This is a genomic window from Sphingomonas sp. YR710, from assembly GCF_900101455.1.
Lineage (GTDB): Bacteria > Pseudomonadota > Alphaproteobacteria > Sphingomonadales > Sphingomonadaceae > Rhizorhabdus.
This window is the reverse complement of sequence record NZ_FMZJ01000023.1, coordinates 18,521-41,710: the sequence shown is the minus strand read 5'-3', so window position 1 is coordinate 41,710 and position 23,190 is coordinate 18,521. Positions and strand designations below refer to the sequence as shown.

Annotated in this window: 18 protein-coding genes and 3 pseudogenes; 16 read left to right on the top strand and 5 right to left on the bottom strand. The window is 62.2% G+C overall.

Going from position 1 to position 23,190, the window contains the following annotated elements:
* Window positions 1-46: 46 nt before the first annotated feature.
* Window positions 47-220 carry a hypothetical protein gene (locus tag BLS13_RS20815; RefSeq protein WP_176943692.1) on the bottom strand — a complete coding sequence of 58 codons (174 nt, stop codon included), beginning with the start codon at window positions 218-220 and terminating at the stop codon, window positions 47-49.
* A gap of 141 nt (window positions 221-361) precedes the next feature.
* Between BLS13_RS20815 and BLS13_RS19230 the strand changes: the two genes are divergently transcribed.
* The 5 genes from BLS13_RS19230 (at window position 362) to BLS13_RS19210 (ending at window position 5,753) form a co-directional block, all read left to right on the top strand.
* Window positions 362-1,060, top strand: a complete 699-nt coding sequence (locus tag BLS13_RS19230) for a cytochrome b/b6 domain-containing protein (RefSeq protein WP_093454556.1) — start codon at window positions 362-364, stop codon at window positions 1,058-1,060.
* 66 nt (window positions 1,061-1,126) lie between these two features.
* On the top strand, window positions 1,127-1,882 hold the full coding sequence (locus tag BLS13_RS19225) for an ABC transporter ATP-binding protein (RefSeq protein ID WP_093454554.1): 756 nt from the start codon (window positions 1,127-1,129) through the stop codon (window positions 1,880-1,882).
* Window positions 1,879-4,254 (top strand): ABC transporter permease, encoded by a 2,376-nt coding sequence (locus tag BLS13_RS19220; protein WP_093454553.1) that lies wholly within the window; start codon window positions 1,879-1,881, stop codon window positions 4,252-4,254. The genes BLS13_RS19225 and BLS13_RS19220 overlap by 4 nt, the downstream gene beginning before the upstream one ends.
* Window positions 4,255-4,256: 2 nt before the next feature.
* Window positions 4,257-5,468, top strand: a complete 1,212-nt coding sequence (locus BLS13_RS19215; protein WP_176943691.1) for an efflux RND transporter periplasmic adaptor subunit — start codon at window positions 4,257-4,259, stop codon at window positions 5,466-5,468.
* Window positions 5,469-5,555: 87 nt separating this feature from the next.
* Complete coding sequence (locus BLS13_RS19210; RefSeq protein WP_093454550.1) at window positions 5,556-5,753, top strand: hypothetical protein; 198 nt, start codon at window positions 5,556-5,558, stop codon at window positions 5,751-5,753.
* 6 nt (window positions 5,754-5,759) lie between these two features.
* Here the strand turns inward: BLS13_RS19210 and BLS13_RS20910 are convergent, their stop codons facing one another.
* Genes BLS13_RS20910 through BLS13_RS19200 form a run of 3 tightly spaced genes read right to left on the bottom strand, consistent with a single transcriptional unit; the run spans window position 5,760 to window position 7,082 of the window.
* Complete coding sequence (locus BLS13_RS20910) at window positions 5,760-6,383, bottom strand: nickel/cobalt efflux transporter (protein ID WP_305367254.1); 624 nt, start codon at window positions 6,381-6,383, stop codon at window positions 5,760-5,762.
* Window positions 6,266-6,910, bottom strand: a complete 645-nt coding sequence (locus BLS13_RS21130) for a HoxN/HupN/NixA family nickel/cobalt transporter (RefSeq protein ID WP_256325985.1) — start codon at window positions 6,908-6,910, stop codon at window positions 6,266-6,268. The genes BLS13_RS20910 and BLS13_RS21130 overlap by 118 nt, the downstream gene beginning before the upstream one ends.
* 10 nt (window positions 6,911-6,920) lie before the next feature.
* Entirely contained in the window at window positions 6,921-7,082 is a 162-nt protein-coding gene (locus tag BLS13_RS19200; protein WP_176943690.1) for a metal-sensitive transcriptional regulator, read from the bottom strand.
* Here BLS13_RS19200 and BLS13_RS19195 point away from each other — a divergent pair.
* The 7 genes and pseudogenes from BLS13_RS19195 (at window position 7,070) to BLS13_RS19170 (ending at window position 11,918) form a co-directional block, all read left to right on the top strand.
* Window positions 7,070-8,457: pseudogene (locus BLS13_RS19195) on the top strand (IS1182 family transposase). The gene BLS13_RS19200 and the pseudogene BLS13_RS19195 sit on opposite strands and share 13 nt — an antisense overlap.
* Window positions 8,458-8,888: 431 nt before the next feature.
* A pseudogene (locus tag BLS13_RS19190) lies at window positions 8,889-9,323 on the top strand (hypothetical protein).
* Window positions 9,324-9,895: 572 nt separating this feature from the next.
* Window positions 9,896-10,222, top strand: a complete 327-nt coding sequence (locus BLS13_RS19185; RefSeq protein ID WP_093454548.1) for a DUF736 domain-containing protein — start codon at window positions 9,896-9,898, stop codon at window positions 10,220-10,222.
* A 180-nt stretch (window positions 10,223-10,402) separates the two neighbouring features.
* Window positions 10,403-10,636, top strand: coding sequence for a helix-turn-helix domain-containing protein (locus BLS13_RS19180; protein ID WP_093454547.1), 234 nt, complete (start codon window positions 10,403-10,405; stop codon window positions 10,634-10,636).
* Between the two features lie 132 nt (window positions 10,637-10,768).
* Window positions 10,769-11,032, top strand: coding sequence for a DNA -binding domain-containing protein (locus BLS13_RS19175; protein WP_093454568.1), 264 nt, complete (start codon window positions 10,769-10,771; stop codon window positions 11,030-11,032).
* A gap of 117 nt (window positions 11,033-11,149) precedes the next feature.
* A pseudogene (locus BLS13_RS21280) lies at window positions 11,150-11,335 on the top strand (transcriptional regulator domain-containing protein); the annotation flags it as partial.
* Window positions 11,336-11,417: 82 nt separating this feature from the next.
* Window positions 11,418-11,918, top strand: coding sequence for a DUF2285 domain-containing protein (locus BLS13_RS19170; protein WP_093454545.1), 501 nt, complete (start codon window positions 11,418-11,420; stop codon window positions 11,916-11,918).
* An 8-nt stretch (window positions 11,919-11,926) separates the two neighbouring features.
* Here the strand turns inward: BLS13_RS19170 and BLS13_RS19165 are convergent, their stop codons facing one another.
* Window positions 11,927-12,139, bottom strand: coding sequence for a hypothetical protein (locus BLS13_RS19165; RefSeq protein WP_093454544.1), 213 nt, complete (start codon window positions 12,137-12,139; stop codon window positions 11,927-11,929).
* A gap of 232 nt (window positions 12,140-12,371) precedes the next feature.
* On the opposite strand from BLS13_RS19165, the gene BLS13_RS19160 reads away from it, so the two are divergent.
* From BLS13_RS19160 to BLS13_RS19145, 4 genes are all read left to right on the top strand, one after another.
* The gene (locus BLS13_RS19160; RefSeq protein ID WP_093454542.1) at window positions 12,372-12,692 is read left to right on the top strand and encodes a hypothetical protein; all 321 of its coding nucleotides are present in this window, start codon (window positions 12,372-12,374) and stop codon (window positions 12,690-12,692) included.
* A gap of 53 nt (window positions 12,693-12,745) precedes the next feature.
* Window positions 12,746-13,144 carry a response regulator transcription factor gene (locus BLS13_RS19155; protein WP_176943689.1) on the top strand — a complete coding sequence of 133 codons (399 nt, stop codon included), beginning with the start codon at window positions 12,746-12,748 and terminating at the stop codon, window positions 13,142-13,144.
* Window positions 13,145-13,642: 498 nt separating this feature from the next.
* Window positions 13,643-14,722 (top strand): universal stress protein, encoded by a 1,080-nt coding sequence (locus BLS13_RS19150; RefSeq protein WP_093454539.1) that lies wholly within the window; start codon window positions 13,643-13,645, stop codon window positions 14,720-14,722.
* Window positions 14,719-23,154 (top strand): GH36-type glycosyl hydrolase domain-containing protein, encoded by an 8,436-nt coding sequence (locus BLS13_RS19145; RefSeq protein ID WP_093454538.1) that lies wholly within the window; start codon window positions 14,719-14,721, stop codon window positions 23,152-23,154. Before BLS13_RS19150 ends, BLS13_RS19145 begins: the two co-directional genes overlap by 4 nt.
* Window positions 23,155-23,190 lie beyond the last annotated feature (36 nt).

Below are 23,190 nucleotides of genomic sequence, written 5' to 3'. Positions count from 1 at the left end.
AGCATGTCAATGTGCCGCTGTACGCTGGCGAGACAGGAACGTGGTTTCAACCACCGTTCGACGCTCCTGTGCTCTTCGGATGACAAGGGCACAATCTTCTATTGGCCGTCAGTTCATGGCGAACCTTGGCGACCTGAGGCAGTTCGGCCTCAGATCGCTTTACCGGCAGCAGGTGGTAGGTCGCCGCCGCTGCGAGCGAGGAATTGATGATCCTGGCCATGGCTCGATCTCCGCTCGGCGCATTCCTGCTGTAGCCCCGCCACTTCGAGTACGGCATCGTCCCGGGCATCCGTGACATTCCGTAACGACGGCTATTCGCTCGAGCGCTAGCCGTTGGCGACGGCATCAGGGAGCAGAGTTCATGGCAAGGCAAAATCCGCGAAGCACGATAGTGGTTTGGGACGTGCCACTACGCCTCTTCCACTGGCTCTTCGCCGCAGCGGTCGCGCTGGCGTTGCTCTCGTCCGAAGAGGACAGCGCCCTGTCCGGGTGGCACACGACGGTGGGATGGACGATCGCGGTCCTTCTCGCTTTTCGGGTCTTGTGGGGGTTCGTCGGCGGAGAGCATGCCCGCTTTGCAAGCTTCGTGAAGCTGTCCGCTATCGGTCCCCACGTGAGAGAAGTGCTGCGTGGCAGGCCCAGACCCAGCCTTGGCCACAATGCGCTCGGCGGAATCGCCGTGCTGCTGTTGCTGGTACTGGCTGGTATGACGGTCGTTACCGGCGTGATGACGATGGGAGGCGGTGAGAACGAACTCCACGAAGTGGTGGCGTATGCGCTGCTGGCGATGGCGGCGATCCATGTCGTTGCGGTCGTGATCATGTCGGTGCTGAGCCACGAGAATCTGATCCGGGCTATGATAATCGGCCGCAAGTCGGCGGTGGCGCACCCCGGTAGTCGGGACGGCAGGCGCGCCTCTGTCGCAGCTCATGTAACAGCGATATGCGTCGTCGCCGCTGCCGTGGTCGCGGCGCGCGCCTATGACGCACGCTTTCCAGCCGCCCGTCAAGGCGAACACAGCTCCGTCAGCCGCGGTGGCAGCGCCGATCGGGATGATTGAAGGCGACGGATTCGCCCCGCCCTCGATGGGCGGGTGTCCAATGATGCCAGTGCAAGAGGAGCAAGTGTGGACAGTTCGCCAGAGCCCGGAGCCGACGGCGGCGATCCGCATCAAGGCCGCCCTATAATCTACCGGGCCGAAGGGCTCACCAAATCCTATGGCGTAGGGGGCAATGCCGTTCACGCGCTGCGCGGCGTGGACTTTGAGATTGCCGAGGGCGAGATGCTGGTGCTGCTCGGGCCTTCGGGCTCGGGCAAGTCGACGCTGCTCAACATCCTGGGTGGTCTCGACCATGCGAGCGCGGGCCATGCGTGGTTCTACGATCGGGACATCACCCAGTTCGACGACGATGCGCTGACCGAATATCGCCGCCGGAGCGTGGGTTTTATCTTTCAGTTCTATAATCTGGTGGCAGCCCTGACCGCGCGCGAAAATGTTTCTTTGATCACCGAGATTTCCGACGATCCGATGGATCCGGCGGAAGCGCTGGCGCTGGTCGGGCTGGAAGAGCGTCTCGATCATTTCCCCGCGGAGCTTTCCGGTGGTGAGCAACAGCGCGTGGCGATTGCCCGCGCCATTGCCAAACGGCCCAAGGTGCTGCTCTGCGATGAACCCACCGGTGCGCTCGACAGCCAAACCGGCACACGCGTGCTGGCGGCGCTCGATCAGGTCAATCGCGAGCTTGGCACAACGACCTTCATCATCACGCATAATGCGGTGATCGCCGACATGGCGGACGAAGTCATGACGTTCGGTGACGGCCGCATAACCGGCCAACGGCACAATGCGCTCCGGGTGCCGCCGATGGAACTGAACTGGTGACGCGTTTCCGCTCGACGTTGACGGTGAAGCTCTTCCGCGATCTCTGGCGGCTGCGGGCGCAATCGCTGGCGATCGCCCTGGTGATCGCGGCCGGCGTTGGCACGGTGGTGATGGCGGCGGGGTTGATCCGTTCACTTGAGGCCACGCGTGCCGATTATTACGACCGATGCCGCTTCGCCGATGTGTTCGCACCGCTGGTGCGGGCACCCGAGCAGGTGATGGAGCGGGTGCGCCGCCTCCCCGGAATCGCCGCCGCCGATAGCCGCATCAGCGCGCGCGCGACGTTGAGGGTCGCGCATGTCAATGAACCGGTCTCGGCGCGGGTTCATTCGATACCGCCGGCGCGCGGATCGGCGCTCAATCGACTGGTGTTGCGTAGCGGCCGTTTCCCCAGCGCAGATAATCCCGGGGAGGTCATCGCCAGCGAGAGCTTCGCCAATGCCGCGGGATTGGCGCTCGGTGACCGCATCGAGGCCGTGATCTACGGCAAGCAGGTCGAGCTGCGTCTCGTCGGGACCGCGCTCTCGCCCGAATATGTCTATGCGCTCGCGCCGGGGCAGATCGTGCCCGATAATCAGCGCTACGGCATATTGTGGATGGAGCGCGAGCCGCTCGCCGCCGCGCTTGACCTCAAGCAGGCCTTCAACGATCTGCTCGTCCGCCTTTCCCCTGGCGCCACGCCCGAGGAAGTCGTGCGTCGCCTCCACACATTGCTCGCGCCCTATGGCGGAGTCAGCGCCTATACGCGCGAGCAGCAGATCTCCGACCGCTTCATCTCCAGCGAGATCGACCAGCTTCGGACCATGGCTCTGGTGTTGCCGCCGGTGTTCCTCCTTGTCGCCGCCTTTCTGCTCAACATCGTCCTCGCGCGGCTGGTGGACATCGAGCGCGAGATCATCGGACTGCTCAAGGCGTTCGGTTTTCCCCGGCGTGCGATCATGCTCCATTATCTCGAACTCGCGGTGCTGCTCTCTCTCTCCGGGCTGGCGCTGGGCATGATCCTGGGCATCTGGCTCGGCCGCGCCCTCGCTCGCGTCTATCAGAATTTCTATTCCTTTCCGTTCCTGTCCTTTCGTGCGGGGGCCGGCGTCTATTTGCTGGCGGCGGCCTCGACACTGCTCCCGGTAATGCTCGGCGCGGCGACGGCTGTGTGGCGATCCGCGCGACTTACTCCCGCGCAGGCCATGCGCCCGCCTGCGCCCCCGGACTTCTCGAGCCGGCTGGTGAGCGGGCTTGCCGGCGCGCTGGGACCGGACGAACCCTCGCGGATCATCCTGCGCGGTCTGTTGCGGCAACCGGTGCGCAGCCTGCTTTCGATCCTGGGGATCGCTGCCGCGCTTGCGCTCTATATCGCGACCGAAAGTGCGCCTGCGAGCGTCGAGCGGATGATCGCACTGGGCTTCGGCGGCGCCAACCGGGCCGATCTCGTCGTGACTTTCGCGGAGCCGCGGGACGCGCGCGCATTATACGAGCTGGAGCGCATTCCCGGCGTGCTCGCCGTTCAGCCCTTCCGCGCCGCTGAGGCGCGCATCCGCGCGGGCCCGCGGATGGCGCGCGAGGCGTTATCGGGGATCGAGCCGGCCGGTGACCTTGATCGCCTTGTCGACATGGATGGCGATGCGCTTCCGCCGCCCCAGCGAGGCGCGCTGATCTCCGGCCGCATGGCGAAGACGCTGGGCGTGGGGCGTGGCGATGTCATCGAAGCGCGTATCACCGAGGGCGAGCGGCCGTTGCTCCGTCTGCCGGTCGTGGGCGTGGTCGAAAGTCCCTTCGGGGCAAGCGCGACACTTGACCGCGCGACCTTGAATCGGTTGATGCGCGAGGGAAATGTCCTTTCCGGGGCCTATCTCGCGGTCGACGCGCGTCGGCTCCCCGCTATCCATGCGCGGCTGAAGGATAGTCCGATGGTCGCGGGGATCAGCACCAATGCGGCTGCTTTGCGTTCGATTCGCGCGACGATTCAGGAAAATATCGGAACGATGACCCTGTTTTATGGCGGGCTCGCCATTCTGGTCGTCGCGGGAGTCGTTTACAACAGCGTACGCATCAGCCTTTCCGAACGAGCACGCGATCTTGCATCCTTGCGCGTGCTCGGATTCCGGCGGCGGGAAGTGGCTTTCGTCCTGCTGGGAGAACAGGCGCTGCTTGTGATCCTGTCGCTGCCCCTCGGCATTATAGGCGGCATCGGACTCTGGCGTTACCTCAGCAGCCGGTTCAATAGTGACCTCTTCACGATACCGTTTGTGATCGACACACAGGTGTTCGGACAGGGCGTTCTCGTCGTCAGTGCGGCCGCAGCCGTTTCCGCCTATCTCATTCGTCGCCGCGTCGATCGCCTCGATCTCGTGCGCGCCCTCAAGACCAGGGAATGATCATGGCAGTCAGGATCGTCACCGGCCCCCGAATTATAGGCGCGTTGATCGTGCTGGTACTCGCGGCGGCCCTCTTTTTCGCGATGCGCACGCCGAAGGTGGACGTCGACGCCGGGCGCGTGACGCGCGGGCCGCTTGCCGTCACCGTCAACGATCTGGCCGAAACGCGCGTACGTGACCTCTATATGGTCGCGGCGCCGATCACCGGCGAACTGCTCCGCGTACCCCTCAAGCCGGGAGCGCGCGTGGTGGCGGGCGAGACGTTGCTCGCGCGGATTCAGCCGCCGGAGCCAGGCGCGATCGATGCACGCACGCTCGCCCAGATCCACGCGAACATCAGGGCGCTGGAGGCACAGGCCGCGGCGGCTCGGGCGCAGGCGCAGGAGGCCGTGTCCGCACTCGATTTCGCGGAGCGTCAGCTCGGTCGCACCGTTACATTGAACGAGCGCGGTTTCCTGACGCAGGCCGCGCTTGACCAGGCACGTTCGGTTCACGACCGGGCCCGAGCCGCCGTGCGTGCGGCCAACGGGGTCGAACTGGCCGCGCGGGAGAGCGTTCGGGCGGCACGCGCCGGGCTGATCACCGGGGGCCAGACGCACGGGCACGGCATAACGGACGTGCGCGCGCCGGTTTCGGGCTTCGTGCTGACCGTGCCGCAGGAAAGCGAACGTGTGGTGACGGCGGGCACGCCGCTGCTGGCGATCGGCGACGCCGACCGACTGGAAATGGTGACCGACCTGCTCTCCTCGGATGCGGTACAAGTACACCCGGGAGCCGCGGTATCGATCGAGGATTGGGGCGGGGAGCGACCGCTCCATGGACGGGTGCGGCTGGTCGAGCCCTATGGCTACCTTAAGGTCTCCGCGCTGGGTGTGGAGGAGCAGCGGGTAAACGTCGTGATCGACTTTACCGACGAGCGGGCCGCCTGGGCGGGGCTGGGACACGGATTCCGGGCGACGGTCCGGATCACGACCTGGTCGGTCGCCGATGCGGTGCGCGTGCCCGTCGGCGCGCTTTTTCGGCGGGGCGACGCCTGGCATCTGTTTCGCATTTCGAAGGAGGGCCGCGCCGAAGAGGTAGAGATCCGCGTCGGGCGCATGAGCGACGAATGGGCGCAGATACTCGGAGGTGTGTCGCCCGGCGATATCGTGATCCTGCATCCGAGCGATAAAGTGGCAGTCGGCGTCCGCGTCCGCGCCCGAAGTGCGGGGTGACAAGTCCAGATCGAGTATTTTGGAAGAGCGTGGAGAGTTGCGCCGTCAGCCAGACAGGCAGCACGAAAGGAGGGGCCGAATCAGGCGATGTTCGTTTGCGCTGGTTTCATTGCGGCGTGCCATATCTTCGGGCAGTGTCGCGAACGCGGCATATCCATCCTTGCGTGTATCGTCGGCAACGCGTCGGTCGAGGAAGATGCCATGACCTTCGGCGGCCTCCCCGACGTGGCCGCACCGGTACGCGCGGGCAGGTCTGCCGCGATCTGGCTGCTACGAACCGGTTGAGCGCACTCAGATCTGTGGCACGTAGCCTCCAGTGAGTCCGATCCAGCCCGACATCCCCATGTACAGCGCGATGACGATCATCAGTGCCGCAGAGGCGTAAGGCGCCCGACGCGCAAAGGTTCCGAAACCGGACCAGCGCTTCTGGATATGGCGGATACTCAGCGACGCGGCGACGCCGATCAGCACCATCGTCAGCGCAAGCCCGAAGCTGAATGACAGGACAAGGATGATGCCGAGCGTGATCTGCTTGAGCTGCAGACAGAGCAGCAACACGGTTATCGCGGCCGGACAGGGAACCAAGCCGCCGGTCAGGCCAAAGATCATGATCTGGCCAGTCGTGACGCTGCGCCCGGAAAATCGCCGTTCGATGTCGCTCGCATGCGCGCGTTCATGCGCGTCCATATAGCCACCATCGCTGATCTTGAGGCCTTGCTCGTGGTCGTGGTCGGAGTGGTCGTGACCTTCGGTGAAGCTGAGGTCATAGTCGTGCGTATGGCCGCCATGGCCGAGGCTCAGACGCGCCGTAAAGGCATGTGGTTCGGGAATCTCTTCAACGCTTTCGAGATAATCGCCGCGATCGACGAAGGAGAAAGCCTGGCGTGACTGATCGGGGCGCTCGGTGACGACCAGAACGTCTGCTGCGGCCCAAGTCTGCCCTTGTTCGGTGCGCATCCGCCAGCGCGGGGGGACGCCATCTTCGAACACCTCGAGTGCCACGCGCCCGTGACCGGTCTCGATCCGGCGCACGTCCACATGATCGTCCTGATGCGCATGCGAATGGTCGTGTTCGTGTCCGTGGTCGTGACTGCCTCTTCGAGCGTGTCGCGCCGCGTGCGCCAGATCATCCAAAGGCCGACGCCGAGCACGATGACGGCCGAGGCTATCTGGAGATAGGGTTCGGTCGTCCCCGCGTTGAGGTTCTGCCCGAGATATTGCCCGCCGAGCGCGACGATCCAGACGACGAGCGAATGCGAGATCGCCGCCGACACACCGAGGAGCACCGCCTGCGCGACCGTTCCGCGTACCGCGATGATGAACGCTGCCATCATCGTTTTCGAATGACCCGGCTCGAGCCCATGCAAGGCGCCGATCAGGATGGCGGTCGGGATGAACAACCACGCGTTACCGCTGGCCAGGAGATCGGTGAGCGAGGGCATGGCGGTTCTTTCAAAGGTACTTGGTAAGCGTCTTGAATTCGCGCAGCGCCTGGTCTGCGCCCATGCCGCCGTCCGCGACCGCGTCGGCGATGCAATGCTCCATGTGGTCGTGGATCAGCGCCCGCTTCACGCCCCGGGGAAGACCGCCGGCAGGATTATCTGCTGCCATCATCGCTTGATGATTATGTGTCGGAGGACAATCCGGTTCGGGCGATGGAGGCTTTCATCGACGCGCTGCATTTGAAGGCGCTGGGGTTTGCCGGAATGACGCCAGCTGATACGGGGCGTCCAGCCTATCATCCGACGACGATGCTCAAGATCTACCTTTACGGGTATCTGAACCGGGTCCAGTCGAGCTTGAGCGTGAGGCCCAGCGCAACGTCGAATTGATGTGGCTGACCGGGCGGCTGGCGCCCGACTTCAAGACGATCGCCAATTTCCGTCAGGCCAATGGCCCCGCCATCCGGGCCGTGTGCAGCCAGTTCATTGTTTTGTGCCGACAGTTGGGCCTGTTCACGCGCGCGGTGGTGGCGATCGACAGCAGCAAGATGAAGGCGGTGAATAATCGCGACAAGAACTTCACAGCCGCCAAGGTCCAGTCGCGAATGAAGCAGGTGCAGGACAACATCGACCGATATCTTGAGGAGCTCGATCGTGCCGATCGCGAAGAAAGCGATATTGCCGAGCCCAAAGCGGCGCGGTTGAAAGAGAAGATCGCAAGATTGCGAGATCAGATATGCGCACTTGAGGCGCGTGAAGAGGAAGTCCGGCTCGCGCCCGATCAGCAAGTGTCATTGACCGATCCTGATGCACGCGCAATGGCGACCGCAGGCCGTGGTACGAGTTTGGTTGGCTATAATCTCCAAGTCGCCGTCGATACTCAGCATCACCTGATTGTCGCGCACGAGGTAATCAATATCGGCAACGACCGTGGCCAACTCTCTACGATGGCGGCGAAAGCCAAGGACGCCTTGGGTGTCGAAGCCCTCGATGCCATCGCCGACAAAGGCTATTTCAAAGGTGAAGAAATCCGAACCTGCGAAGGTATCGGGGTTACTGCCTTCGTCCCCAGACCGCTGACGTCAGGTGCCAAAGCTCGCGGCCGCTTCGGCAAACAGGATTTCGTCTATCTGGAGCAGGAGGACGTCTATCGATGCCCCGTCGGTGAGCGACTTATCTATCGCTTCACCTCGGTCGAGGCCGACATGACGCTCCACAGTTACTGGAGTTCGAACTGCCAGGCATGTGCTCTCCATGACCAGTGCACGACCGGTAAGGAGCGCCGGATCAAACGATGGGAACATGAGGCGGTCGTCGAAGTGATGGGCCGGCGCCTCGATCGCAGGCCGGATGCAATGCGGATCCGTCGACAAACCGTAGAACACCCGTTTGGTACGCTCAAAACCTGGATGGGGTCGACGCACTTCCTCATGAAAACGCTCAAGCACGTCGGAACCGAGACCAGCCTCCACATCCTCGCCTATAATCTCAAAAGAATGATCTCCACCTTCGGCGTCCAGCCGTTGATCGCAGCCATCAAGACCTGAGGGGCAACGCGCACTCGGCCAATCGGCAGTCCCGGCAAGCCCCCACAACTGAGCGTGAATGCGTTTTTACACGGCCTGTCCCCATGTCGGTCGTTCCGATCGGCACTCAGAGCTGAGTGAACGAATGGCAGGTTTCGGGATCGCGCTTACCCAGGCTGAACGACCGAAATTCGGGCGCGAAGCGGTCGGCGCGGACTCCCACAATTCCCCGTTTGGGGAAGCCTCCCGTTTCGATCGCAGGCACGGAAGTCCGCGATCACGCAATTCGACCTCTTCCAGCCCTGAAGAGGCGCCGGCCGCACCGAGCGGCCGCGGAATTCCTCTCCAGATTTCCGCGGCCGTCATCACTCAATTTCGGCTATACTCGTCAGTGCGCCGTGGTGGTGGTGGAAGGCGCGACCGTTGACCTTCATCTGACGGAGCACACCACTATGGTACTCGGAATTCTCTTGAGCGTCACAGCCATCGGCGTTGTCTGCTGGCTGCTCTTCACCCTTGCAGTCTACGCGCTGCCCTTGTTCGCAGGCATAACCGTCGGCACGTGGGCCTATGGCACTGGCGCAGGCTGGCCCGGCAGCAGCTTCATCGGGCTTCTCGCTGCCGGGTTGATGCTCGGCATCGCCCAGTTCCTCTTCGCCTTCGTGCGCCCGGTCTGGCTCCGGTTGGCTATCGGCCTTGTTTTCGCGGCACCGGCGGCGATTGCCGGCTACCATGCCATTCACGGCATCGCGAAGCACGCCATGCCTTCAGAGACCTAGCAGATCATTTTCTCCGTGGTCGGCGCCATCGCCATCGGCGCGACGGCGTGGGCTCGGATTGCCGGAGCGGAGCCCGCCCGAACAGGGCAGAATCTCGTTCGAGGCTGACGTCCGCAGGGCAATGTAGCGGCCAGCGAGAGGCCGTATCGAGGCGGTCTTTCGCATCGCCTTCGGAATAGCCAAGAATCGACGTGGCGACGGGCCGACAGATGCGGGCCCAAAAGCGTCGACCGATTGAGCGCCCCCCCGGCAGCGGGCTGATGACCCGGCCACGATGTTGGTATGGGAGCGGCTCACTATGTGGTGCGGGAACGCAGGCGAGCGTTGCGATCAGGACCGGGAGACAAAAGGCGCCGGTCACAGCGCCGCGCCGCCGTCGGCCACCAAGGGGCCCGTCATTGTCACCATTGATCGGTTCCGTCCGGTCGACCGCTCCAAAACGGCCTCTTCGATGGGTGTATCTGGCCGAAGGGCGGCTTCGCCTCGATCGCCTATGGCGCAACAGCGCCGTCAATACTTTCTTCCCCTGCCGGCTGCGCCGTCATTCCGCGCGGGACAAGAAAGTCCCTCCTCTGCTGTCTGAAGCCCAGCGGGTGCGCCGTCGATCGCCTCCGGCCGGTCGATCACCATCGAGGCCGCGATGGTGCGGGCTCGAAAGACTATGATCAAGGAGACTTCCCATGGCGACCATCGGCACCTTCAAAAAGACCGGCTCGAACGAGTTCACCGGCGAAATCGTCACCCTCAACGTCCAGACCAAGAACGTCCGCATCGTCCCCGAAGCCCGCGCCAACGGAGAGAATGCCCCCAGCCACCGCGTCTTCGTGGGCCGAGCCGAAATCGGCGCCGCCTGGTCCAAGCGCTCCAACGAGGGCCGCGATTATCTCGGCCTGAAGCTGGACGCCCCGAGCTTCACCGCCCCGATCTATGCCAACCTTTTCGACGACGAGGACGGCGACGGCTACAGCCTCATCTGGTCCCGGCCCAGCCGCCGCAACGGCGACTGAGCCGCCCACCAGACGCCCCACCCGCATCGTCGGGCGGGGCGTCGCCCCTCTGGGAAACCAGCCCGTGAGCCAGCCGGAAGCTTCCGATCGTCGCGGAAAAACGACTCCACGCCTTTTCTCATGTCCGAATCACTAGTTTACTAGGTGGTAGTATATTAGGGGAAACGGCGACCTCTCCGCATGAGATTGCGCGAGATCGTCGCCAGAAATTTGCGTCGACTGAGACACGCCAGGGGCCTGTCGCAGGAGGAACTTGCTGACCGTGCCGAGATCAATCGCAACTATGTCGGTATGCTTGAGCGGGAACAGCATGCCGCGACGATCGACATGCTGGAAAAGCTCGCCATCGTCCTCGACATTGATCCGGTCGCGTTTTTTGAACGGACTGAACGGCAGACCGCCGACGAAGAATGACTGTGTGGTGCGTATCGATACGTCCGCCGCATCACGCGATGCCCGTTTTTGCAGCTTACGACGGTTCAAAACTTCGTTGAAACCGACGCGGAACCGTATCGCTCTCGCCATTGGCGCGCCGGGGAACCCGTCGTGACCGCGTCCGATTTTCTCGACGAACCGCCGCAAAGCGCGACGCTCACCGACTATGACATCCAGCATGTGAAGCTCTACTTGCGCCTCCTCGACGCCGATGCCGATGGCGCCGATTGGCAGGAAGCCGTCGCCATTTTGTTCGGCCTTGACCCTTGCCATGATCCCGACCGCGCCCGGCACGTCCATGAAAATCATCTCCTGCGCGCGCGGTGGATGACAGAGCATGGCTATCGTGACCTGCTCATGCGAGCCCATCACTGAGCGCGTTCGCGATGCACTGAAGTGATCACGTGGCGCTTTTCGGGGGTCTTCTCTGATCCGGCCCAACCGGGAATCCTCTCCGACCTGGATACATGACCATGAGCCAGGAGGCAATCGATGGCGCCGGACCCATCGCAGTGGCGAGTTTCGACCAGCTACGACTATTTTGACGATCTCGGCATTCCCGACCTGGCGTGGGAGTGCCTGCGCCGCAACGCCGACTATCAGCGAGATTACGCAGCAGCCTTGAAAAAGATGGATAACTCCGAGCAGGCGACCACGTCGTTCCGCCTGCGCTGGGGGTTGCGATTTCCCGGCTCATCCGGGTCTCAACGCGATCGAGGAGCCGGTTCACTGGACGATCGAAGCCGACCTTGGAAAGGTCATGCTGATCGCATCCCCGTCCCTGGGCGCGGCCATTGCCCCCCTGCCCGCGCTTGCCCCGAGCGCGACACGCCGCAGCGGGCACGAACTCCATGCAATTCACGGCAATGGCCCCGACGCTGTCCATCTCGTGCTGCTCGGCGCCATTTGCCCGGACCAGCCACTGGCCGCAATCGTCCCGCTGAACAATGATACACCCGACCGGATCGAGGCCATCTCGCGCCTTTGGGCCGGGCTCCGCGCGCCGCCCCCACCCGCCGACTTACGCGCAACGCCTCAGCGGCGGCAGCGCCTCCGTCGCATGCTGCGGGCGTTCGACGGACGGACCTGTCGAGCCACTTACCGGGAAATCGCGGAAGTGATGTTCGGCGTGTCCCGCGTTGCCTCCGATTCCTGGAAAACATCGGCGCTCCGCGACTCCACCATTCGGCTCGTTCGCGATAGCCGAGCCATGGTCGATAGCGGCTATCGCGATCTCCTGCGCTGGCGCAGGCGGCGCTGACTGCCACCTCATCGTGAGGTGCTCGTATAAGGTAAAAAGAAAACGCGGAAATGCTTGTAGGCTGTTCGCAGGATCGCCACGTCGCGGTCCCGGCTGATCATGACGGCCGCGGTTAAACTGGATCCCTTTTCCAAATCGTCACCCACCACGATGAGGTCAGAAAAGCGGATCTGGGCGAGATTCACGGCTTGCTGTTCCGTCCAGGCATAATCGAAGGACATGTATCGGCGTCGGCTAGCCGGTGCTCGATCGCGCAACTCACAATCATATTATCTTCGATGATCAGAGCATGGATCACAGTTGTCCTCTACGGTCCCAACTCGCCAAGCCTTCGTCATAACGATCGCTTGGGGTCGCGTAGCAGCGGAACCCATCGGAATAGATCAGACTTTACCCCATTCGTCTCCTTCCTGTTCTGGTAATCACGCCGAGGGCAAATTCGTAGAATTTCTGATGATGCACGGCGTTCCGCAGCGTCGCGAAAACTTCATCAAATCCGCCGCGGAAGGAACTCAAAACGACCAACGCTTTTTTGCGGCTGTAGAAAATTTTAGGTCCTTCCCCGTGATCTATGTTATACTTAATTTCAGTTCGCTCACGTCGATCTTTGTCCCGAGTACGGGGCGCGCGGTCGTGAAAGACAATGTCTGTCACGAAAATATAAAGCGGTTCGAAGATCTCATTAAAACAGCGACCAACCCCGATCAAGTTCGGATGTTGCGCCTATTTCTAAAGGAAGAGAAAAATAAGGTTGTTAACCGTGGATCGCCTTAATCAAGATTTTGGGCTCGGCGAGTCGGCTTGAAGTGCCCATCGACGGAACTTTTGTGCATATCGTCGACGACGAACCTGCCGTCCGCCGTTCAGTCGCATTTCTTCTGAAGGGTGTAGGTTTCAGCTCATTTTCGTGGGAATCAGGAGACGCGTTTCTCCAAGGCTTTTCTGCCGACTGGCGAGGTTGCATTCTGCTCGATATGCGTATGCCACGCTTGAGCGGAATGGACGTACTGCGCGAGCTGAAGAAAATGGGATCACCGATGCCTGTGATCATGCTCGCCGGTCATACGGATTCCGGTCTTTCTGCAAATTCATTAAAGTTAGGCGCCTTCGACTCTATAGAAAAGCCGTACGAAAAGACCGCACTTCTAAGATCGATAGCCGTGGCACTTCTAAGTGACAATGTCGATGTACGGATTCCGGATCCCGGTCCATCGCGGGCCAGCTAGTTCGTACGCTTCGTCGAATGAGATATTCTTTATGAGGCAGCCTCCTGAGGGGCCTGATCGGCCTGGATGTGACGGACGCCGCTGATCGAGGCTCAGCTGCGCCAAAGTTGATGATATGGTGCCCAATGGCAGGAATGTTGCGAACGCCCAGAAATATTCATGCCGGTCATCGATAAGATTGGGCGCAATATGGAGATCGATAATTCTTCGGGCAACCGATCCCGGGAGAGTAATTATGTACAGATCAGCCTGATGGCGCCGCCCCGCTTGGGCAATCCGGCGAAACTGGGGTGGTGATGGTCGTCAAACTATCGCCGCGTACGATTGTCCGGCTATGTCACGCGGGCTCGCCACCGGGCACGATCACCTGTTCTGCCTTCCGACACGGGATTCGGCGTGGCGAGAAGAGTCATATCCTGCCGCCAGGGTTCCGTAATAACACGAATAGCCTGCTTCCTTGCGCCACAACATCATGCCCGCCGACTCAGCGCACGCCCGATGGGTCGCAGGCAGTCGTTTCTGCGCCAAGAGCATCAATCACGGCAACCGTGTTTCACGCATAGGAGAGATAAGATGTCGGCAGGAACAGGGAACCACCACATCGAGCCCGGAAGAGCAACCGGGCGGGTGACAGCCTGTATCGCGCATCCGGCGCAAGCGGACGGGATCGTGCCGCATGCCTTCGCGCTCGCCAAGGCGCTCGATGCTCCGGTGACGTTGCTGCAGGTTCTTGAGGGTGAACGAGCGCCGGCACGCCCCGACCCCATCGAATGGGATATGCGGCGTCACGAGGCGCGACGCTCACTCGCGTGCCTGGCGATCCCGCGCGATCCATCGATGGGGCGAGCCGACATCGAACTGGCGGATGGTGCGGCCGTCGATGAAATCCGGCGCGTCATACTCGATCATCCCGACGGGCTCCTCGTGATGGGGCTACAGGAGCAAGATTCCTCCAGATGTCGAGGGATCGGCAGCACGGTTCACAATCTGCTGCATGCAGCCCCAAGTTCGATCATGCTCGTGCCCGCGTTGGCGGCAGAAGCACCCTTGAACGGCTATCGGCGAATCCTCGTGCCTGTCGACGGCTCGCCCTGGGCCGCCAGCGCGCTGCCGTTGGCGGTCCGGCTTGCCAAGCAAAGTGGGGCGCAACTGGTGCTCGCGCACGTGATTCCTTCACCCGAATTTACCGAAACCGGTCCATTTGATACTGCGGACCTTACATTGCGGCAGAGCGTGCTCGATCGCAACATCCGCACTGCGCGGATATATCTCGACCAGTTGCACAGAGCGGTCGCCGACCTCGACATCTCTGTCAGGACCGTTGTGGCGCAAGGCGACGATGTCCGATCAACTCTCGAACAACTCATCCGGACAGAGGCCGCCGACCTCGTCATCCTGTCCGCCCGAGGTCATGGTCTGCTGGCCAACACGGAAATGTCCTATGGCAGCGTCGCCGGCTATCTGATGACGCATGCCACGGTTCCGTTGTTGGTGGTTCCGACGGCGTTCAACTCCGATCATTCAGCCGTGCTGCAGCATCCTCAAGATCTTCGTCTGCCAATGTTCGCTTCGGCATGACGTCGCCAGTGGAATTCGGAACGGACTCTATCGCATCGGCCGCGCAGGATTTGGCAACCCGGCACCAGAATGCCGGACTCATTCGACGTTCGGTGCCGATAGACGCCTGGCTCCATATCGAAGGAACGAAATCGTGGATCGATCGTGCGCTGACGGCGGCGACCCGGGCGGATCCGTCGAACGCATCCGCTGCCGAATGGCTGCTCGACAATGATTTTCAGATCCAGCGGGCGATCCTTCAGATCGATGAAGATCTTTCTCGCGGATTCTATGCGCGCTTGCCGGCCATCGCTGCGCAGGAAGATTCTCCTCCGCGCATCTATATCCTCGCACATGCTCTGCTCGAAACGTCTCGCCTGCAGCTATCGTTTCGCTCCACGATTCGTTTTTTCGACGCCTATCAGGAACAGATCCCATTAAGGATTGCGGAGCTTTGGGCGCTCCCGATCATGTTGAGAATTGCGTGTCTCGAACTACTGGTCACGGCGTTCGGTCGGCTGTTCCCGGACGTTCCAGTGCCGTTCGCAGCGGGCGCTGCATCTACGCTTTGCGATGCCACTGACCCGAACGAATGTGTTGCCCGGGCCATCGCCAATCTGGGTTTGATCGCCTCTATTCAATGGAAGGATTTCTTCGATCAAACCAATCGAGTCGAAATGATCCTGCGCCACGATCCTGCCGACGTCTATGGCAGAATGGATTTTGAGACCCGCGACAGATATCGGCGCACCGTCGAAATCTTGTCCCAGCGCTCGCATCTCACAGAATGGGACGTCGCAGATCGGGCCGTCGCATATGCGCGCAAGGCGGCGGGGACATCATGGAACCATGTCGGATACTGGTTGATCGGCGAAGGGCGTATTGCGTTCGAGGATTCAATCCAGTCGCGCCCGTTTGCGATGGAAGTGCTTGGCCGCAAATTGGTGCGCCAGCCGGAAATGCTTTATGTGGCGGCGCTGAGCCTGGCGGGCCTGGCCGGCCTCGTGATACCCGCTTTATATCTCGCAGCTGCCGGCGCGTCCTTTGGCGTTTGGATTCTGGGCATGGCATTGAGCGCACTGCCGGCGTCCATTCTGAGCGTGACGATCGTTAATTGGCTCGTGACACGATTGGTACCACCCAAGGTGCTGCCCAAGCTCGACTTCGAAAATGGCATTGCTGCCGGCAGCGAGACAGCGGTGGTGATGCCGGTCATCGTGGCGCACCCCGCGGATGCGACCAGGATATTGCTGCGGCTCGAAAGCCATTTTCTGTCCAATCCCGATCCCTCTCTGCATTTTGTCCTGCTGAGCGACTTCGTAGACTCCAATCGCAAGACGACCGACGGCGACCCCGCAGTTGTCCGCGCGCTGGTTGAGGGCGTGAAGGTGCTCAATGCGAAATATGGTGGGGCGACGCGCGAACCGTTCTGCCTGCTCCACCGCCCGAGACTCCATAACCCTGTGCAAGGCTGCTGGATGGGTTGGGAACGCAAGCGGGGCAAACTCGAGCAGTTCAACATGTTGGTGCTGGCCGGCGATTACAGCCCATTTTCCATCATCGAAGGCACGACCAGCGAGCTTCGAAACGTCCGTTTCGTCGTAACCGCTGACGCCGATACGCGATTGCCGCCGGGTGTCGTCAACCGATTGGTAGGAACACTCGCGCATCCCCTCAATCGGGCTCGGTTCGATTCAACCGGCCATCGTGTGACGAGCGGCTACACGATCCTTCAGCCTCGTGTCGAAATCGCGCCGGATATCGAGACGCGCTCGCTGTTCACGCGCTTTTTCGGCGGCGATACGGCCATCGACATTTATTCACGCGCCGTCTCCGACGTCTATCAGGATCTTCTCGGCACCGGCATTTTCGTCGGCAAGGGCATCTACGACGTTGCGGCCTTCACCCGCAGCCTGGAGGGGCGGATCCCCGAAAACAGGCTCCTCAGCCACGACCTGTTCGAAGGCCTTCACGGTCGGGCCGGTCTCGCCAGCGACATCATCATTTTTGAAGGGTTTCCGAGCGGCTATCTTGATTATGCGCGGCGCTGGCATCGCTGGGTTCGTGGCGACTGGCAGATCCTGCCTTGGTTGCTGCCGTTCGTACCCGGCGGGGCGGACAAATGGATTACCAACCGCCTGGGGTGGTTCGATCGGCTGAAGATCTTCGATAATCTTCGTCGCAGCGTCATTCCGACGAGCATCATTCTGCTTTTGGTTGGGGGCTGGTTCTTTCTTCCGGGCAATGCGGTGGTGTGGACGCTGCTCGCGATTGCGGCGCCGGGCGCGTATCTCTTCACCGATCTTGTGACAGGCTTGGCGGTCGGCCGCCGGCGCGGTGTCCTCCAGAACCTGGGCCACCGCCTTGTCGATCATCTCGGCCGATGGTTATTGGCCATCAGCTTCCTCGTGCACGAGGCGACCATTGCCACTCACGCGATCGCCACGACCTTGTGGCGGCTCGGAACCCGCTCCCGCCTCCTCGAATGGACGTCGGCGGCGCACGTTTCGGATCAATATGCGGGCCATGCTCCACGCCGCACCGCGTGGCGGGAGATGTGGACATCACCGGCATTTTCGTTTGTCGCCACTCCGGCACTGGCACTGTTCAGGCCCGCAGCACTGCCGATCGCCGCGCCATTGCTGCTGCTGTGGTTCCTTGCGCCCGAAATTGCCGCGCACATCACTCGCCCGCTGCGCTCATCATCGGAAGAGGTGGCCGAAGCTGACCGGCTGTTCCTGCGCAGAATCGCGCGCCGCACCTGGCTTTATTTCGAAACATTCGTACGCCCCGAGGATAATTGGCTACCGCCCGACAATTATCAGGAGCCTCCCAACGAGGAAGTCGCCCACCGAACGTCGCCCACCAATGTCGGCGTGATGCTGCTCGCGGCGGCGACCGCCTGGAGGCTGGGCCATATCAGCCTTCGCGAGTTCGCAACCCGGCTGCGCAACGCACTCGACGCTCTCGATCGGCTCGAACTCTATCGTGGTCATATGCTGAACTGGTATGATACGCGAACGCTCCAGCCGCTGGAGCCCCGTTACGTTTCAAGCGTCGACAGCGGCAACCTGGCGGTTAGCCTGGTCGTGATGTCGCAGGCCTGCCGCGAAGCACAGTGTGGGCCGATCGGTGATCGCCAGAGCTTCGCGGGTCTTGTGGACGAACTGATGCTGCTGGGAGAATCTCTCTGCGCGGAAGGACTCGACCCTGAGGGCCGTTGCCGGGCGAGTGTGGAACGGATGCGGTCGGCCGTCTTGGCGATACCTGCGGACGAGTTGGCTCGCCGACATGTCCTTGATCAACTGCGCGATCAGGATTTGCCCACGCTGCAAGCGATGATTCCGGAGCTGATCGGAACGAGCCGGCTCGCGCCGGGGGCATGGGGTGAGGTGCAGCTCTGGATCGAACGCCTCGATCATCATCTGCGCAGTTTGAAGCGCGAGGATGAGATCGCAAGACCCTGGCTCGCGATGATAGATGCGGCGCCGGTAAACCGGGCATCCTGGGCCGCCGCATTGGCGCGCCAATTGGCGGCCGCACCACTTGCCGATCTCGCAGCATGTTGCAGATCGGCAGGTGGTGCGGCGGGGCGCAACACCGCGCCGCAATTTCAAAGATCAAGTTGGGACGATGATCTCGTAGCGGTGCTAGAAGCGGGGGCCGCAGCCGCAGGAGAGTTGCACGCGCTCCTCCAGACGCTTGCCGACCGCGCCGCGAGCATGGCGCACGCGATGGAATTCGGATTCCTCTTCGACGAACATAGCCGCCTGTTTCACATCGGTTATAATGTGAGTTCGGATCGTATCGACCAGCACCACTATGATTTGCTGGCGAGCGAGGCGCGGCTGGCGAGTTTCTTCGCGATCGCCAAAGGCGATATCCCATTCGAGCATTGGTTCTTTCTGGGAAGGCCGATCACCAAGAAGGACGCGGGCCTGGCTCTCGTTTCCTGGAACGGCTCGATGTTCGAGTATCTCATGCCCGACATATTCCTCCGCAGCGATCCCGGCACTCTGCTGGGACAGAGCGACCGGACGGCAGTCGACCTCCAAAGAGCTTATGCGCGAGCCCATGGCATTCCCTGGGGCATATCCGAATCGGCTTATGCCTCGCTGGGTCCCGATCGTGCCTATCGTTATCATGCTTTCGGAGTGCCGGGGCTGGGCTTGCGACGGGGACTCGAAAAGGATCTGGTCATCGCGCCATATGCTTCGGCCCTTGCGCTTCCCGTGCGTACCCGCGCCGCGATCCGCAACCTGCGCACGCTGGCGGAACTAGGGATGATCGGGCGTTACGGCTTCTACGAAGCCATCGATTTCACGCCGGGGCGCATGGTTGAGAAGGGGAAGCCCGCGATCGTCCGATCCTATATGGTGCACCATCACGGGATGAGTCTCGCCGCGATCGGCAATGTACTGTGCGACGATATGCACGTCCGCTTGTTTCACGCAGACCCGCACGTCCGAACTGTCGACCTCCTTCTCAACGAGCGCATTCCCTGGGAACTCCCTCCGGAACTGGCGCGTCGCGCCGTGTGGGAAGCTGCTCCGTCCGACGTGGTGGCGATCCCGACTCTTCATCCCTGGGAGCCCAGAAGCGGCGACGCTTCCGTCCTGCATGTCATAGGTAATGGTCGCATGACATCGCGGTTCGGCCCCGGCGGATGTTCGCTGCACTGGCAGGATTGCGCCTTGACGGCTGCTGTGCCGGGCCCTTGGCTCATGATGCGCGACACGGTGACCGGGGACGTCTGGGATGGCGCGCCGATGCGGTCCCCACACGACAAAAGCAGGATCACGCTGCACGCGGATCGGATCGAATGCCATCTGCATCAGCATGACATTGCCGTCGCGACGGAATTTGGGGTCATTCATGGTGACGATGTCGAAATTCGACGCGTCGCGCTTGTCAATGAGGGCAACCGTCCACGGACAATCGATCTAACCAGCTATGCCGAAATCGTGTTGGCGGCGCCAAGAGATGCTGCGCGCCATCCGGCATTCAGCAAGTTGTTCGTGCATAGTGAGCCCTTGGTGACAGGTGATGGTCTTCTGTTCACGCGTCGCCCGCGGTCTCCCGATCAACACCTGCCTGTCCTCATCCATCGGGTGATCGGCGACGATCTTGGTCTGGGTCTGGTCAGCCTGGAGGCAGACAGGGCGGTTTTCCTTGGCCGGCACGGCCGCGCAGCCGCCCCGGCGGCAATGCGGGTGGAGGCGCTTGGCGGTTCCACCGGCTGGACGCTGGACCCGGTAATGGCATTGCGTTTCGCCATCGACCTTGCGCCCGGAGAACGACGGGAAATTGCCTTCATCACCGTCGCCGCCGCATCGCGCGCAACCGCGCTGGAAATTGCCGAGCGCTACACCACGCTGGCCGCGCTCCAATGGGCGATGAATGATGCGGTGGGACACGTCGCACGGGCGATGTACGAACTGGGTCTGACCCCCGAAACGGTGCCCGACGCGCATATGCTGCTTGCTCATATGGCCGGTCAGGATATGCATCGGGCGCCCGATCCGCTTCATGGCCCGCTCGGATCCGGCCGGAGGGAGCTCTGGTCGCTCGGTATTTCGGGTGATGAGCCGATCCTGCTGCTCCGCGAAGAAGACGGGCAAGGAGCAACGATTCTCCGCCTGGCACTGGCTGCTCAGAAGCTATGTCGTCTCCGCGGGGTTCCCATCGACCTTGTTGTCATCCACGGCGGTGCCGCTGGGTATATCGAGCCTGTCCGCGACCAGTTGATGACGGTGCTTCGCGACGCCGGCGTCCAGGAGTTGCTGGGCCAGCGAGGTGGCGTTCACCTGGTGGCGACAGGCCACGCCGAGTCGCATGCTCTGCACGCGGTGGAACACGCAGCCCGCCTGACCCTAGACGAAGCGGCTGGCTCGATCCACGAAGTCATTGAACAGTCTCGCGTTATTCCACATGTCAGTCCGCAGTTCGCGCCGATCGGCTCGCCGCCCCAAGAAGATCCGCAGACAGTTGATCTTGCGCGCCCCAAGGATCGGCTCCACGACAATGGTATCGGTGGGTTTACCGCCGATGGCGCGGCCTATGTCATCCATCTCGAGCCTGGCGAAACGACGCCGGCGCCATGGTCCAACATTCTCGCGAACGATAGTTTCGGAACGATCGTTACCGAGGCCGGCCTCGGCTTCAGCTGGGCGCTGAATTCGGGCGAGAATCGATTGACGCCATGGAGCAACGATCCGGTCCGCGATCCGCAGGGCGAAGCCGTTTTCCTTCGCGACGAAGAGAATGCGCACCTCTGGACGGTATCGCCGCAACCCGCAGGCGATGATACCGCCTGCCGGATAACCCACGGAACCGGATATAGCCGCTGGGAGCGGTCGAGCGAGGGGCTCGCCCAGGACATGCTGGTCTTCGTTGCTCCAGACGATCCGGTGAAGCTCGTCCGGCTGCGGTTGCGCAATCTGCGCCCGCGGTCGCGCCGCATTACCGCGACCTATTATGCCGAATGGCTGCTTGGCACCGCGCGCAACGAGGCCGCGCCGCTGAGGGTGGCCGACTTCGATACGGCGATCCGCACGTTGATTGCGGTAAACCCATGGTCGGAGCCGTTTCGCGACCGTGTCGCATTCCTCACCGCAACCTTGCCGCCACATAGCCTGAGCAGTTCCCGCTCGGATTTCCTCGGAGCGAACTGGCAGGGAGAGCTTCCCGCGGCACTGCGGAACTGGGATTTGGGTGGACGGCTTCGCGCCGCTGCGGACGATTGCTGCGCGGCTTATCAGGTACATCTCGAAATTGCTCCCGATGCAGAGATAGAGGTCGTCTTCATTCTTGGTCAGGGCGACGACCATGCGCGGACGGCACAACTGGCAACACATTGGCAGGATCCGGCGGTGGTCGAGCATGCCTATCAGCAATGCCTCGCCGCGTGGGAGCAGCGACTTGGGGCGGTCAGCATATCCACGCCCGATTCTGCATTCGACATACTGGTCAACCGCTGGCTTCCCTACCAGGCAATCAGCGGGCGCCTCTGGGCACGCGCCGGTTTCTATCAGGCTGGCGGAGCGTTCGGCTTTCGCGATCAGCTCCAGGACGTCATGGCGCTGCTGCATGCGGATCCGGCGCTTGTGCGGGCGCATATCCTCGAGGCCGCACGACACCAGTTCGAAGAAGGGGACGTCCTGCATTGGTGGCACCCGCCCGGCGACGCTGGCGTAAGAACACGATGCTCGGACGACCTGCTGTGGCTGCCGTTCGCCGTTGGCACCTATGTTGCAGCATCGGGCGACGAGGCTATTCTCGACGAGCAGGTTTCCTATCTTCGCGCCCCGCCGCTCGCCGACGACGAGGATGATCGCTATGCGACGTTTGCCGTGGGCGAGACCCGTTCGCTCTTCCACCATTGCGAGCGCGCACTGGAGCGCGCCCATGCACTCGGTCGGCATGGCCTGCCGCTGATCGGCGCTGGAGACTGGAACGACGGCATGAACCGCATCGGGGCCGAGGGGCGCGGCGAGAGCGTCTGGCTCGGCTGGTTCCTGATCGCTACCGCCAACATCTTCCTGCCGCTCTGCAAGGGGCCCGAACGAGCCCAACTCACCGAACGATGGCGCAGGCGTACGGCCGTGTTGGCCGAGGCCCTGGAAGCGAATGCATGGGACGGCGACTGGTATGTTCGAGCGTTTGACGACGACGGCCGGCCATGGGGATCGAGTGCCGATGGCGAATGCCGGATCGATTCGATCGCCCAATCCTGGGCGCAGCTGTCGGGTGCCGGAAATTCCGACCGCGTGCGCCGCGCGCTCGCGTCGGCGCGCCAATATCTGGTCAAAGCAGACGACCGAATCGTTCGGCTGCTCGACCCGCCATTCGACGCTACGCCGCGCGATCCCGGTTATATCAAGGCCTATCCACCAGGCATTCGTGAAAATGGCGGTCAATATACGCATGCAGCGGCCTGGCTTGGCATCGCGCTGGCGCAAGCCGGCGACGGCGACGGAGCAATGGAAGTGTTCCGTCGCATCAACCCGATTTGCCAAACTATGACAGCCAACGATGTGCGCCGTTACCGGACAGAGCCTTATGTACTTTCCGCCGACGTCGCAGGCATTGCCCCACATCTCGGCCGCGGTGGCTGGAGCTGGTACACTGGCGCAGCGGCTTGGACATGGCGGCTGGCCGTGGAACATGTCCTGGGAATCGGCCTGACCGGCGGGCAGGTGCGGATCGGGCCATCCTGTTGGCCATCAGGGTGGGACCGGGTCGAGATCACTCTCCGCCGCCCCGGGGGCAGCCTTCGGATCATGATCGACAAATCGGCGCATCTTGCCGGCAAGGCGATGGCGCTCTCCGTCGATGGATCGGTCTGGCCCGGCGACAGTGTTCCGTTCCCGACCGATGGATCGACGCGCGTAATCGAGGCGACCGTCGTCGACGCTGACCCGGAACCTTTATCCATCGCAGGGCAGGCATAAGGCCGTCCTAATCTCGGGCGAACTTGTAATTGTGAA

Excerpts from the sequence above, each read along its gene's own strand:
- BLS13_RS20815 (WP_176943692.1), bottom strand. The coding sequence starts at position 220 with ATGGCCAGGATCATCAATTCCTCGCTCGCAGCGGCGGCGACCTACCAC.
- BLS13_RS19230 (WP_093454556.1), top strand. The coding sequence starts at position 362 with ATGGCAAGGCAAAATCCGCGAAGCACGATAGTGGTTTGGGACGTGCCA.
- BLS13_RS19215 (WP_176943691.1), top strand. The coding sequence starts at position 4,257 with ATGGCAGTCAGGATCGTCACCGGCCCCCGAATTATAGGCGCGTTGATC.
- BLS13_RS19210 (WP_093454550.1), top strand. The coding sequence starts at position 5,556 with ATGTTCGTTTGCGCTGGTTTCATTGCGGCGTGCCATATCTTCGGGCAG.
- BLS13_RS21130 (WP_256325985.1), bottom strand. The coding sequence starts at position 6,910 with ATGCCCTCGCTCACCGATCTCCTGGCCAGCGGTAACGCGTGGTTGTTC.
- BLS13_RS19200 (WP_176943690.1), bottom strand. The coding sequence starts at position 7,082 with ATGATGGCAGCAGATAATCCTGCCGGCGGTCTTCCCCGGGGCGTGAAG.
- BLS13_RS19185 (WP_093454548.1), top strand. The coding sequence starts at position 9,896 with ATGGCGACCATCGGCACCTTCAAAAAGACCGGCTCGAACGAGTTCACC.
- BLS13_RS19180 (WP_093454547.1), top strand. The coding sequence starts at position 10,403 with ATGAGATTGCGCGAGATCGTCGCCAGAAATTTGCGTCGACTGAGACAC.
- BLS13_RS19170 (WP_093454545.1), top strand. The coding sequence starts at position 11,418 with ATGCTGATCGCATCCCCGTCCCTGGGCGCGGCCATTGCCCCCCTGCCC.
- BLS13_RS19165 (WP_093454544.1), bottom strand. The coding sequence starts at position 12,139 with ATGTCCTTCGATTATGCCTGGACGGAACAGCAAGCCGTGAATCTCGCC.
- BLS13_RS19160 (WP_093454542.1), top strand. The coding sequence starts at position 12,372 with ATGATGCACGGCGTTCCGCAGCGTCGCGAAAACTTCATCAAATCCGCC.
- BLS13_RS19150 (WP_093454539.1), top strand. The coding sequence starts at position 13,643 with ATGGGTCGCAGGCAGTCGTTTCTGCGCCAAGAGCATCAATCACGGCAA.
- BLS13_RS19145 (WP_093454538.1), top strand. The coding sequence starts at position 14,719 with ATGACGTCGCCAGTGGAATTCGGAACGGACTCTATCGCATCGGCCGCG.